General features: G+C 53.8%; 10 protein-coding genes. All 10 read right to left on the bottom strand.

Going from position 1 to position 12,776, the window contains the following annotated elements; translation table 11 throughout:
• Window positions 1-33: 33 nt before the first annotated feature.
• On the bottom strand, window positions 34-942 hold the full coding sequence (locus SFUM_RS05000; RefSeq protein ID WP_011697829.1) for a glycosyltransferase family 2 protein: 909 nt from the start codon (window positions 940-942) through the stop codon (window positions 34-36).
• Window positions 943-1,534: 592 nt separating this feature from the next.
• A complete protein-coding gene (locus SFUM_RS05005) occupies window positions 1,535-2,917 on the bottom strand; it encodes an O-antigen ligase family protein (protein WP_011697830.1) in 1,383 nt (460 codons plus the stop codon).
• Between the two features lies 1 nt (window position 2,918).
• Window positions 2,919-4,655, bottom strand: coding sequence for a glycosyl hydrolase family 28-related protein (locus SFUM_RS22360; protein ID WP_011697831.1), 1,737 nt, complete (start codon window positions 4,653-4,655; stop codon window positions 2,919-2,921).
• Window positions 4,656-4,823: 168 nt separating this feature from the next.
• Window positions 4,824-4,961: a hypothetical protein gene (locus SFUM_RS23075; protein ID WP_153307200.1), complete on the bottom strand. Its 138-nt coding sequence runs from the start codon at window positions 4,959-4,961 to the stop codon at window positions 4,824-4,826.
• On the bottom strand, window positions 4,962-6,788 hold the full coding sequence (locus tag SFUM_RS05015; RefSeq protein ID WP_011697832.1) for an asparagine synthase-related protein: 1,827 nt from the start codon (window positions 6,786-6,788) through the stop codon (window positions 4,962-4,964).
• Between the two features lie 131 nt (window positions 6,789-6,919).
• Window positions 6,920-7,768, bottom strand: coding sequence for a hypothetical protein (locus SFUM_RS05020; RefSeq protein ID WP_041439898.1), 849 nt, complete (start codon window positions 7,766-7,768; stop codon window positions 6,920-6,922).
• 319 nt (window positions 7,769-8,087) lie between these two features.
• Window positions 8,088-8,954, bottom strand: a complete 867-nt coding sequence (locus tag SFUM_RS05025) for a glycosyltransferase family 2 protein (protein ID WP_011697834.1) — start codon at window positions 8,952-8,954, stop codon at window positions 8,088-8,090.
• A 62-nt stretch (window positions 8,955-9,016) separates the two neighbouring features.
• On the bottom strand, window positions 9,017-10,174 hold the full coding sequence (locus SFUM_RS05030; protein ID WP_011697835.1) for an AGE family epimerase/isomerase: 1,158 nt from the start codon (window positions 10,172-10,174) through the stop codon (window positions 9,017-9,019).
• A 63-nt stretch (window positions 10,175-10,237) separates the two neighbouring features.
• Window positions 10,238-11,425 (bottom strand): glycosyltransferase family 4 protein, encoded by a 1,188-nt coding sequence (locus tag SFUM_RS05035; protein WP_011697836.1) that lies wholly within the window; start codon window positions 11,423-11,425, stop codon window positions 10,238-10,240.
• A 274-nt stretch (window positions 11,426-11,699) separates the two neighbouring features.
• On the bottom strand, window positions 11,700-12,740 hold the full coding sequence (locus SFUM_RS05040; RefSeq protein WP_011697837.1) for a lipid II:glycine glycyltransferase FemX: 1,041 nt from the start codon (window positions 12,738-12,740) through the stop codon (window positions 11,700-11,702).
• Window positions 12,741-12,776 lie beyond the last annotated feature (36 nt).

Consider the following 12,776-nt stretch of genomic DNA (forward strand, 5'->3'; position numbering starts at 1 on the left):
GGGCCGGGTGGCGAATCACCCTCGATTCCAGGCCTAGAAGGTTCTCTCGCGGACCAGTTTCACACCGCAGTAAGCAAACAGTTTTGCCAGATGGTCACAATCCTTGACCAGGTATCGCATGAACAGATGATGCCCGGCTACCAGCAAAAACGGCAGGGAGAGCGTGTAGGCAATCACCGCAACGACGGACTTGAGCGTCCCACGGCTCAGAAGCAGCCCGGGGGTTGCAGAAGTCAATCCCCTTATCATGGCTCGCCGCAGGTGGTAGCTTCTCGTCTGCCGCTCCTCCGGAACCTCCTCATGAACCACCGCCTCGTCACACCAGACAAAGGTGCGCCCCAGCTTGGCCATTCTCCCGAGGAAATCCGCATCTTCACCGCCGGTTCGACCGAAGCTCGGATCGAACCAGAGAGTCTCTCCTTCAACGATGTGCCTGGAAAACAGAAGATTGCCGGCTCTGAAGTATCTCGGATTGTTCAACCGGGTTCCGGTTTGGAAGGATTTGCGCAGGCACAGCCCGCTCTTGACCAGCCAAACGGGCGGCGTGCCTTCGAAGTACGGCATCACAGGCCCCAGAACCCCGTCAGCCGAAAACCTTCGGCAAGCGTCGAACAGCTTTTGGAGCCAACTCGGTTCCGGAAACTCGTCATCGTCGATAAACGCGATGAACTCTCCGTTCGAATTGCCGATGGCCCTGTTTCTGGTGAGTGAGATGTTCTGCTCGGGCTCGATATCGTAGCGGATTTCCACGGCGGATCGGCTTTGCCGGCCTTGAACGGTTTCTGAGGCCGATCCGTTGATGTCGTTATCGACAACCGTGATCGAGTATGTGAATCCCGAGCACTCCTGGTTCTGAAGCGCCTTCAAACACCTGTCGAGGAGTGCGGGGCGTTTGTAAGTCGGGATGCATACCGAAATGTGCGGGAGGTTTTCATTGGACATTCTTCTGGCCGCGACTCCAATTCACGTGCTCAAACTCCACGTGACACGGTCTGTTTCTCCTCGTCCTCCGGAGCGTTGTTCCAAGGCGGGAGCATTGACTCGAACCTTTGTTCCGCGACGACGGCGGTTGCCGCCCGAGTCCCCTGCGTCCGACCGGCACACCCCCCGACGACGATCTCTGATACAATTTACCTGGAAAATAGATTCCCGGGTGAGTCCATTTTCATGCTTCGCGGGTGTCGCGGGGGGCATGGATAATTGCGTTCAAAATGATACTTTAAAAGCGTGGGGGACGTATCCCCCACACCCCCTCGCCGCTTCGCGGCTCCGTGTGGCGCTGCGGCGGCGGCCTTCGGCCAGTCGCCGACAGCGCCGAGCACTCGGCCTCACGCGCTTGCGCGTGTGGCCGAAACTTGGGGGGTGCGGGGGAATCATTCCCCCGCTCTTTTATGCTTGAAAAATCCATCTTGAACGCAACTTCATATCAGGAGTAGGGAAACGGCCTGACGCGCCCGCCGCGCAGCCCGGCGAACCGGTGTCGTGTAATCTCGAACGTAAATTGATATAGCAATCACAATTTAACATAAATTTCTTATACTGTCTCTGTAATTCTATTATCAAAACGCTCTATTGGGACAAGCTCCGACTCATCGCAGTAATGTTCCCGGGAAACCTCCAAGATACCGAAAAGGAGTAAAATAAACATGTTGCTCACCGGCTTGAAAGTTGCCTCAGTCCAATTGTACAGTATGGATATAAATATGAATGAAAGTCTCAAGATCGCATAAGAATACTCATAATGTAGATATTTGATTGCCTTGAACAACCCGGAAATAATACTCAGTACCAGCAGGGACACGCCGACGAAGCCGACGTTCAGGTACAAATCGATATATCCGTTGTGTGCCTGGAGGATCTCGGCACCCGTGGCCCAGATACGGGCCATTCGCTCTCCACTCCAGAACATTTCGTAGCCGACGCCCACCAGGGGATTCTGCACCATTGCGAGAAGCTGCTGCCACAATGGAGCGCGGCCGGTCAGATTCGGTTCACGGCCCAGCAGGCTGATGATTGCATGCATGGGATCGAATACGAGCGACATCAGGCCATAGACGGCAACGCACGAAACCGAGATGGCTACGATCCTGCCCGGTTTTTGCCTTATCGAGGTCAAAAGACCCAAGGAGAAGAAACAGACGGCAAGGAACAGACACAAAATGCAGGTGGCGCTGTCTGCCATGCGCAAGAGCCAGGCCACCATGGACAACACGATCACGTAGACGTGAAAGGGCAGCCCCGATCCGCCTTCGAGCTCTTTTCGGCGGTTGAAAAGCAATTCCCAGAAGAAGTACATGCCCGAAAACAGGCAGGCTTGCCCGAGTGAATTTTTCTGAAAAGTCACTCCCGTGTACATTGCCTGCCCCATGTGATACGCCCTCCCCAAGTCCGGGTAGTACTTGATGAAGAGGACGGAAAGGGGGAGAATCACATAGGCAAGGCGCCTCAGAACGACTCCAAGCGCCTGGTACGGCCGCTGCTCGGTCAAAATCACGAGGACCATGACGACGTTGCCGAATGATTTGATCCATCTCTTGAAGCATACGAACGGATCGTCCGACCAGAACATGCTCATCCCGCAGAAGGCGAAGAAGAGCCATATCCATGCGTTCTGAGTAATCAGTCCGTTCCAGTCGATTCTGCGCCGCAGCAGCGCAATGAGACCGGCAACTATGAGGGCCAGAAACACCGCGGCGTCCAGAGGGACGCCCTCAGTGCGTATGTCCATCGGGTCCAGGTGTTCCACCGGCGCGCCGAGCAGCAGCCACTGGGAGACGAAGCGCGACCCGCCGAGGAACATCCAGGCTATCGGAATCCAGATGGCCTTGGAAACACCATTGCTCTCATTCTTCAGATCCACCCGAAAAAGATAGAAGATCAGAAGAACGTAGAGAAAGCTGGCAAATAATGGAGGCATGCTACTGTGGAACGACTTTCACACCGGTGGGAGGTTTCAATCCCGCGACTCCTTCAAACCGATCCTGCGCCGGTATTCTTCCGGCCTTGGGACTGAGGTCCGGTCCGATCGGCGGCCAGGCACGACTTCCCCACCAGGACGGTTTGGCCGACAAATACAATGAATCGGGAAGGGTCCGGCTCCCATCCCCTCCCTGGCAGCCGGGTTCGCCGGCTTCCGTGCAATACTTGGTGGCGGAGTTGTAATAGTCATAGTTCATGTGTCTGAACAGAGTTGCCCTCACTTTTGGGTCAAGCCCGCCGGAACCGTCCGAATCACCCGTGCCCTGAGGAGGTTGGCCGTCCACGAAACCGTTGTTTCCCATATGAGGATAGCCGAGCCTGTAGATCGTTGCGGTAACCGAGGGGGTACCGGTCATCTCATAGGATCTGGCAGTCCATGAAGGATCGCCCAGAACATTGCCGACGACATTGTGGTAGTAAGAAAAACGACACAGATCCACCATCTTGCGATTGGCCGTGAAAGAGGGATTCAGGCCGTGAAAATGATTCCTGAAGAATGTTTGATGAGAACCCGAGCCGTGATAGCCGTCATTTTGTATTCCCTGGCCGACATTGCCCTCCCAAAGGCTCATGAGCCCATGAGGGCCGTGCTGGGTGACGTATGACGGCGTTTGTATGCTCGCCGAATTCGTATGCGTGTTATAAGCATAATTGTAGGCAACCACACAACCCGTGGCGTTGTTGAGTATAACGGAAGTCCACAGTGCCGCAAAAATGTTGTTCTCGACCAGAAGTCCGGTATTGGCTCCCGAGAAATCATAGAGCTGATTAGCATATACACCAAATCCATCGTTCTGGGACGTCGTTTCGGTAATATAACATTCTCTTATTTCATTAAATAAAGTTCGGGTTAAAAATATATGTGCATTGTTGGTATATTTTGTTTTTACATTCTTAATCCATGATGCATAACAACTATCATACCATACTATATTACCCAAAACACCTTTTTGACCGTTTAAAGTCATATCTTCAAGTCCGATATGCGAAGACATGCTAGCAACTTTCCTGAATCCTGGATTCAGAGAAGCCTTGTAAGTGAAAACCAAGCGGGGAGTGAATGTAACTGTATTTCCACTTATTGCGGTTATCCGCACAATTTGACGTATTACATTTGTGCCCCCGGTTCTCGACCATACAATATCGGGATCATTGTTTTCGTACAATATGATCGAATCATTGACGGACAGTCCGGATACGCTCGATACCACGACCGAGTTGCTCCCTTTGGTGTGACCGCTGGAGAGCGTTCCCGAGGAGGAATAGGCGGACTGCGGCGTCGTGATTCCATCGCCGCTGAAATTCAGATTCAACGTGGTTGCATTCATCCCCGCACCGCGGAGCACCACCCGGTTCTTCATCCTGATGCCGCCGGTGATGTCGTAGGTTCCGACCGGCAGCCTGACCACCGAGTCGACCGGCGCCGAGCTGATGGCATTGTTGATTGAGGCTGCTGTAACCGTTCCCCCGTACAGCGCATTACAAGCCGCAGTCGTGCAGTTCGTCGTCCTGGACGGAATGCCTCCGGGAACCCCCACATTCCCTTCCCACGGGACCACCCTCCCGGGAGGAATCATCTCTGCCGCAACAGGCGAAACCGTGATCGCCAGGAGCGCAATACACATTGTCACATATGTGGTGCCTTTCCAATTGAAGCCGGATCTGTGGTTCTTCATTTTGCCACCTCGTTTTGAATTCCCCGTTCCTCGACGGGATGCATCGATTATTGTGCCGCAGGACTGGGCAGGACAACTCCATCGGCTGATTCTTGAGCAAGAATCGTACCGAAAAGATGCGCGCTTCGCACAAAGCGAGCGGGAACGGCAGGCAAAATCACTGCCGGCTCACACCGGATTGTAGGTCATTTGCCGTTCCGCGGCCGTTTTCAAGCCCCACTTGAGCAGGCCGACCTCCCGCATGAAGCAGCCGGTTTTGGACATTCTGATTTCGAATTTGTAATCGACACATGTAGGCGATGGCATTCAGATCTTCTCGATTAGGTGTCTCTGGATCAATTCACTCGTGAGAAGCCAGTGGATTTCCTGCGTGTAGTTTCGCCGGCCTTCAAGGTGATTCCCGACGACCTCCTCCAGCTGCCTTCCCCGCAGGTAAGGCCTGGCGCGCGTTCGCGGGTCCAGGAGCACGTCTCTCACATATTGGGCCAGTTCGCCGCGGTACCAAACCCGGAAATGGTAGAATTTGTGCCTTCCGAGAAACACTTTCTCCAGGTGAAGTGGAGCCAGAAAACGGTCGGCTCTCGCAAGCCACTGGGGCATGCCGTAATCATAGGCGTATTCCGCCTTGATCATGAACTCCCGGCACAGGCGCCGCACTTTATTCGCAATGGGCACGGGCCGAAGCACAACACCTCGATCGGTTGCAATCCCGCTCAGGGCCGGGTCCCCATCGGCGATCAATCGAAGCGAGTCCGCGTTGTTTCCGGCATGTTCCGCAGGGGCCTGGTAGGCCAGAGCCACGAGATCGTTATCGAGGAACGGCGAACGCATGGTGACTTGCGTGAGCTCCACGGAAAGGCGCCCATAATGGTACCATGGCAGCTGCTTGAACGCGAAAAACGACACGGGAGGATTCCGCGCCATTTCCGCATAGGCCTGGATCCCCGACCGCACCCTGGGCGCGAAATCGGCGCTGAAAATATCCCCCTGCAACATACCGGGTTTGAATCCGATGACTCCCCGCAAGATCTGATCCCCATAATTGCCGGTCAGCCGCACGGGTGCAATTTCCCTTGCCATTCTGTTTACAAACAGCTCAACGGCCCCGCTCACATCCATGGTGCCGTCAGAGTAGAAAACACTTTTCTTCGCCAGGGCCGGGAATTCGGAAAAGAACCTCTTGTTCAGCCCGATGGTTTCGTGGTGCTGCTGGCAGACACTCGCCACTTCCCGCGCGATTTTCACGTCCGCGCAATCGCGGTACATCCCGCCGAAAGTATAACAGGGGACCTTGAAGGGATGCGCGGGTGACCACGCCATGATCATGCGGGTATCGATCCCGCCGGTCAGGGACATGCCGATCCGTTCCTTCCCGCGAAAATACCTCGGAACAATCCGCGAAAAGGTATCTTTCAGCCTCGCAGCGTATTCGGAGTCGGGCAGTCGGGGAAGACCCTCCCAGCGCTCGCGATTGAAATAGCTTTCCTTCACCACCGGTCGATGCGGGAAAAACGTCCACGATGAACCTCCCGGAATCAGCGACACTCCCGGGAAGAGCGTCCTGTTGTCCAGGACGCAACCACAGGAAAACAATTCGCCCAGGCTCGAAAAGTCCAGTTGACGCAGCTTCGGGAAAACCTTGAGCAATGCTTTGGCTTCGGAAGAAAAATAGAATCCGTCATCATCTTCGTGACAATAGAGACGGCCCAGCCCGTAGCGATCGTTGAACAAAACGGCCTTCTGCTCGCGACGATCGACAAGGAGCCCCCTGAAAGATCCGTTCAGCTTCTCGAGAAACCCCATCCCGTCTTCTTCATACATGTGCACGAGATACTCCGCGCGCTCCGGATGGAAATCATGCCCGCGCGCCTTCAGAGCCTCGATCACGGCCCCGTCAGAATACTCCTCCCCCGAAAAGAACAGACAGATGTCCTTCTTTTCGTTCCAAATCGGCAAACAATCGGAGAAAGAACCCTCATGACATGTCCAACCTATATAAATTCCAAGATTTTCCTCAATATATGAACCACTTGTATAGAACTTCTCATGCATCAAACATTTCAACATCGTTTTGATGGCATTTCTGTTCTCGTCTTTCAAAGTATGTCTAATAATTCCAATTAATCCAGGCATACCGACTATTTTCGATAAATATATTACTGTGTTTAGCGATTATTTGATATGAACTTACATAGAAAATAAATTCCAGGGTGAGCCTGATTTCATGCTTCGTGGGGTGAAGCAGGCACCATCGGCAATGTGTTCTATTTTGACACTGCAAATCTAAATATATTTTTCCGATACATTTTGCTTCTCAAAGCCACCAGAAAAGATATTAAAAATCCCGGAAGAATACCTATCCAGCCACGATGGAATTTCAATTTTATGGCGATTCTACCTTTAAATGTAAGAGGCACATAATATCTTGGAAATATTATTCTCAAGAAGCCATTTCTGCGCTTGAAATCAACAAACGAGCTCTTCTTCTTGTTTCCATAGAAAAACGGTCCATAAGTCAAATACGACTTTTGTTTCTTCTCACATACCTCAACTGCCTTGGCAATCAGCGCATTTACAGGCCTTTTATCATGATGCGCGGTTTTCGAAAGGATTTCCATGATGCATGCAAGATCTCCCACGTAGACCATTTTAATTATGCCGACCAATTCATCTTCATAATATGCGGCCAGAAATACGCACGTATCCAAATAGGTCGAATATTCTTTATTCACTACTTCAAAACTCTTGCCATAATGCACAAAAGGTCTTCCCTGCCGGATGGGAGTCTCATTATTGATTTCAACGACGCCTCGAACGATTTCGTCGCTGAATTCCACTTCCTTGACGACGATTCCTCGCTTTTCGGCCCTCTTCACATCCTTTCTCATATCAGTGGAGACCTGTTTCCACCAGTCCGCGTAGGTTGTAATCGGAATGGCCGCGACATTATCCCACTCCATCGGATATTGATACTTCGGTTTCGTATCCGGAATCTTTTGAGCAAATGTAAAAATATCCGCCTCCAGACGGCTTTCCCGTAATTGTGAGACAAACGATTCCGGGTTATTCACAACCTGTCCGGGAAGCCAATCCTCATCGTAAACTGCCGCCATTTTGATCCATTTTTTTGAAGCACGGACAGGCAGTCCCTCGATGACTATCGAACAATGTGAATCCGATCCGTTCATTATATTGATACCTGCAATTGCGCATTCATGCCGGGCTGCGTTGGAGATGCCGGCATTCGGCGGAAGGGCATCAAGCCCTTCCCTGCGCCTGACCGGCCTATCGGTTCGTATACAAGGGGGGGGTTATTCCCGACCGCGTCACACCTCCCGACGGGCAGGTGTTGTATAATCTTGAACGCACCGCGGTATCCGTCATTGATGACATTTACACGCTTTTTCGCTTCTTGCTCCCTCACTCATGTAACTATGCAAGCCGAAAGCATTTTTTCAATCTTTGCAGTTGTTCTCCGCGAATGAAATCGACCAGTTCTTTTGAGATCGGGACAGGTATCTTCTGGAGGGCCGCAAACGAATAGCCGAGCAGGAGAAAGCCTCCCCCGATGACATGAGGCTTCCTGGTCATCTGGTAGAAAGCCCTGAAGATCTCCCACAAGGGATGATTGCCCAGGAAGTAATCCTTGCGCCCCTGTTTGAAGGAAAGCATGGACGGACCGACCGTGCCGGTCCCGATTTTTCGATGATGCACGCAGGTCTTTTCGACAAAGGTGCGTGTCTCCCATCCCGTCATTCGAGCGTTCGTGACGGCCACCCAGTCTATGCCGCCGCCCGCGATCGGCTTGTACCCCCCGATGCTCTCGAAGCATTGCCGCCTGAACATCTGGCAGGCCCCCGAGACATGCTCGATATTCGTGAACCGGTAGTCGTAGTGTTGACCTTTTTCGACGAAAGGAGTCCCTCCCACACCCAGTTTCGGGTTTTCGGCAAACCGGTTCAAAAGATATTCGAAATAGTCGGGCTCGAAGGTGATATCGGCGTCAAGGTTCCCCAGAATATCGTATTCGAGGCCGTTGAGAAGCGCGTATCCGGCGTTGAAGCAAGCGACTTTCGCGGCAAAGCTGCGGTCGCGGTGATCGGGCATGCGGGTGAACCGGATGAACTCGTGCGTTCTCGCATAGTCTTGTACGATGTCGTCCGTTCGGTCGGTGGACCCGTCACTCACGATGACCCATTCCCGCGGAAGAACGGTTTGTGCCGACACCGATCGAATGACCCCCTCGATGTATTTCTCCTCGTTCCGTGCGGGGGTGATCAATACGTAGGTCATGTTCATGAAACCGTATCCTTGTGAGGCCGCCGGGAATCCTTTCCCGTCGTCACAGGCGAAGGCATCCCCTACAGTCTGGTCAACAAGTAGGAGAGAGCCCTGTACATGGTGGCTTGTCCCCAGTGGATCAGAGGTACTTTGGCTTTGATCCCCAACGGGTACATTCGATAGTAGAAGTGCCCGTCCCGGTCCTGCATGTTGTCTATGGTCCAATTCGCCACTTTGCAGGCCTGGCCGAGGTTTCCGGGATTATCCTCGGCGAAGAAGGCGAGCGTCTCCATCGCCTGGGAAGCACATTGAATGTCCAGCGGATAGGCGCGTTGAGCGTAATATTTCGGGAAGCCGTCATCCTCGATGAACGTTCTGCTGTAGTAGTCGATTCCCCTTTTGAGGTTGTCGGCAAATGTCCGGTCTGCGCTGAACCGGATATACCTTTTAAGGCTGTCCAGATTGTAGCCCGTGTGGAAGTTGTCGATCCAGCGGTACTTCTCGCCCGCTCCATAATACCAGGCCCCATCGGCGCGTTGGTGACCGCACGCATACTCCATCGCCTGGCGCGCCGTTTCGAGCGCCTCCCGGTCACCCGTGCATCGCGCGGCTCCCGCGAGAAAGGCCGCCCCGATCATATTGGAGTTATGAATTGAGCTTTGTTTGAACGCGACGTAGCTGAGGCACGTACCCAGGGGGGTCTTTTCCCTGGGAAGACTCAGAATCCAGTTGGTGATGCTTTTTATGATTTCAAGGTGCCGTTCCAATCCGAAAAGCTCGTAGGCCTCCAGGAACGCCTGGCCGATGAGCCCGGTCCAGACAATGGTGGATTCATGCTTGGGCATTCTGCCCCCGCGACTCGCGTAATCGAAATGATTCCCCCAGCTGTGATGCGCGTATCTCGGAGATTTGTTGCGGTCGAGCCAGTCCAGGCAAAGAAGCGCCTTCTCCTTGTACTCTTCGGCACCGGTGAGCCTGTATCGTGCCAGATAGCCCCACGCCATGTACCCCCTCCCCTTGGTCGACTCAAGGGGCCTGATGCCCATGAGAGGCCTCAGGTTCACCGGACTCTGCCGCCCAACCTGCTGAAGCATCCTTTCCAGAAGGGTGTTGTTGAACGTCAGGACCCGCAAAAAGGACGACAACCCGTCCGAAGGGTCGTACCCCTTGTAATCATGCGATTCAACCCACTTTTCAACGGCCAGCAGGCTTCTCTCGAATTTCTCTCTCGAAGACACTCCCTCTCTCCTCGTCTGCCCGGTGGGCCGCACCTCGGCGAAAGCCAAGGTCACGACCACATGTCAACGCGCATTATGACTCACATTCTTGCCAACCAGTCTCTCGAGAATCGCCCAGTAATCCGTCCTTTTCCTGTCCCAACGGAATTCGGTGATGAAATTGGAGGCGTTCTCGATCAAACCCTTTCTTCTCTTTTCATTGTTTGCGAGCTCGAGAAACGAAGAAGCCAGATCATCGGTATTTTCCGGGTCAAAAAATTTCACTACGGAGTCATTGAAGTAATACGCGTCGATCCTGGTCCTTGACAGGACGATGGGCACCCCGAGAGCCATGAACTCGAAGGTCTTCGTACTGAAAGCATCTCCCCCGAAAGCGTCGTTCCTCTTGGGAACCACTCCGAGATCCGCATCGGCCATTATCCGGGCGATTTCATCCAGAGACTTCAGTCCCTTCAGGAACACCTTGTCGCCGAGGCCCAACTCGGAAATCAGCTTCGCCAGGAAAGGCCGTTGAGGACCGTCTCCATAGATGTAGAATCTTGCGTTGGGGATTTGGTCCGCAACTCTGGAAAAGGCCTTCACGGCAATATCCACACCCTGGTGCCAGTTCAGGGTTCCCGGGTAAATGATCTTGAACTCTCCGGCGCCGTTCAGCTTTTGGCCGCGTGAGTAAAAAAGAGCATTATCCGGGTAGTTGAGCAAAACCGTGCATTTGTCCGGTGTGACGGACCTGGATATGAGTCTCTCGTACCACAAGTGATTCGAGATGATGACATGGTCCGAGAACAGGATGGAAAGCCTTTCCACCCATACGAGGCACCTGAAGACAAGCGAGTCGTTCGTTGCTCCGAACTTGGCGGCATAGAACTCCGGCACGATGTCATGGATATCCAGGATGACCCTGGTGCCCAGGCATTTTATGAAGAGGGCCGCGAAAACCTCGAAATCCGGCGGTGAATGAACGTGGACCGCATCGTAGGGCAGCTCCTTGTGTCTTCGGGTCAGAACAAGGGTGGATCTGACCAGGAACTTCATCACCCTGAAAAGGTATGTGATGCTTTTTTTCTCGTTCAACACCCTTTCCTGAATCCGGTAGACATTCACACCGCCGACAACGTCGAAGTCGCTCTCGCCTTTGCGTTTCAACGCAATGACATCGACGGTGTCCCCTCTGTCGCGAAGGCTTTCCGCGTACCTTCTGATCCTGTTGTCGGTCTCGTAGTATGAATATGCAAGCATGCAGACGTTCATAGGTACTCCGGCGAGGTGAGCATTTCGATCGATCGATCGAGCTCCGTCCCTCAAAGAGTTTCGCGGTTCTTCACCGCGGATGGGAAATCTTTGGGTAAGGTCCGGCAACGGATGCTCCGGGCATTTGTTCCTCGTTGGCGGGCACCCCCCGCCGCTGGAATTACGGGGTCTTCCTTTTCAAACCTTTTCTTTCCATCCGGCCGGATAGCAGCCGCCGGGCGACGGCTACGGTTGTCGAAAAAAGCGGCCCGAGACAATCCGCGTCCCCTGAAGCTCAGGCCAGGTGTTTGTAGAAAAGCTCCCCGCTCAGGCGAATCATGGAAAGGGGCAGCCTGGACATGATTTCCTTCAGATAACCGTGAAGGCGTGACGATTCGTCGAAAACCTCGGATTTGCGATGGTCCGGGATCCGCACGTAGCTCAGCGGCATGCGCCTCGAACCCCATCGATCCTTGTACCGGCACAGTCCGTGGTTGGAAAGGCTGGTCCTCCCGAAGTCAAAGGTGACGCATCCCTCCCGCCGAGCCGTTCGGATGGCCTCCCACATCAACAACTGATTTGCTCTCAGATGTGAAAACCGGTCATCGGAAGCGCCGTACTTGTAATAGGCTTTACGTCCGAACCGGAGGATAACGACTCCGGCGATGACCCTGCGATGATGCCGCGCGAGCAGGACGGTGAGCATTTGCTTCGGCCCGAGCGTGTCATGGAGGCGCCGGAAGAACGCGAAAGGCTGAACGGGCACCCCCTGCCTTCTGCGGGTTATCGCATGAAGACGGTAGAACTCCTTCATCCCGTGCAGATCGCCCTCGACGATTTCGATATCGTTCTTCCCGGCCGATCTCACCGCCCTCTGGACGCAGTTTTTATGAAAGGACCCGAACAGAACATCCTCCCCGGGGGAGAGGTCCAGCACATGGCAGCAATACTCGGGTCTGCCCTCGATACCCGGAGGACGGTCGGCATCTGAGAACCGCAGCTCCACAAACTTTGCACCCAGGTCCGACCCGGACCGCGCGATACTGTCGATCAACGCTTCAGCGGCATCGGAGTCCGCGGAGAGCGGATCGCAGCTGTCGGAAAACGGGAAGGCGACAATCCTTTTCCCCGTGAGAGGGCTGTTGACGTAGGCCGCAAGTGCGCCGGAAGCGATCCGGCCTCCAGGTTCGAGCGTGAAGTGGTACATGGGGCGATAGCCGTACGTCCTGGTGATCACCTCCTGCCAGAGGCCGTGGTGGTAGATCGAACCGCACGGGTGCCCCTCGATGAAGGTGTCCCATCCGTCGGGAGGCTGTTCTTTTACTATAATTTTCATTTGTCTTCTATCTTGGCTGATCGATTCCGAGCGCGG

The sequence above is a fragment of the Syntrophobacter fumaroxidans MPOB genome (assembly GCF_000014965.1).
Taxonomy (GTDB): Bacteria; Desulfobacterota; Syntrophobacteria; order Syntrophobacterales; family Syntrophobacteraceae; genus Syntrophobacter; species Syntrophobacter fumaroxidans.

Excerpts from the sequence above, each read along its gene's own strand:
- SFUM_RS05025 (WP_011697834.1), bottom strand. The coding sequence starts at position 8,954 with ATGAACATGACCTACGTATTGATCACCCCCGCACGGAACGAGGAGAAA.
- SFUM_RS05005 (WP_011697830.1), bottom strand. The coding sequence starts at position 2,917 with ATGCCTCCATTATTTGCCAGCTTTCTCTACGTTCTTCTGATCTTCTAT.
- SFUM_RS05020 (WP_041439898.1), bottom strand. The coding sequence starts at position 7,768 with ATGGCGGCAGTTTACGATGAGGATTGGCTTCCCGGACAGGTTGTGAAT.
- SFUM_RS23075 (WP_153307200.1), bottom strand. The coding sequence starts at position 4,961 with ATGCCATCGCCTACATGTGTCGATTACAAATTCGAAATCAGAATGTCC.
- SFUM_RS05000 (WP_011697829.1), bottom strand. The coding sequence starts at position 942 with ATGTCCAATGAAAACCTCCCGCACATTTCGGTATGCATCCCGACTTAC.
- SFUM_RS05035 (WP_011697836.1), bottom strand. The coding sequence starts at position 11,425 with ATGAACGTCTGCATGCTTGCATATTCATACTACGAGACCGACAACAGG.
- SFUM_RS05040 (WP_011697837.1), bottom strand. The coding sequence starts at position 12,740 with ATGAAAATTATAGTAAAAGAACAGCCTCCCGACGGATGGGACACCTTC.
- SFUM_RS22360 (WP_011697831.1), bottom strand. The coding sequence starts at position 4,655 with ATGAAGAACCACAGATCCGGCTTCAATTGGAAAGGCACCACATATGTG.
- SFUM_RS05015 (WP_011697832.1), bottom strand. The coding sequence starts at position 6,788 with ATGCCTGGATTAATTGGAATTATTAGACATACTTTGAAAGACGAGAAC.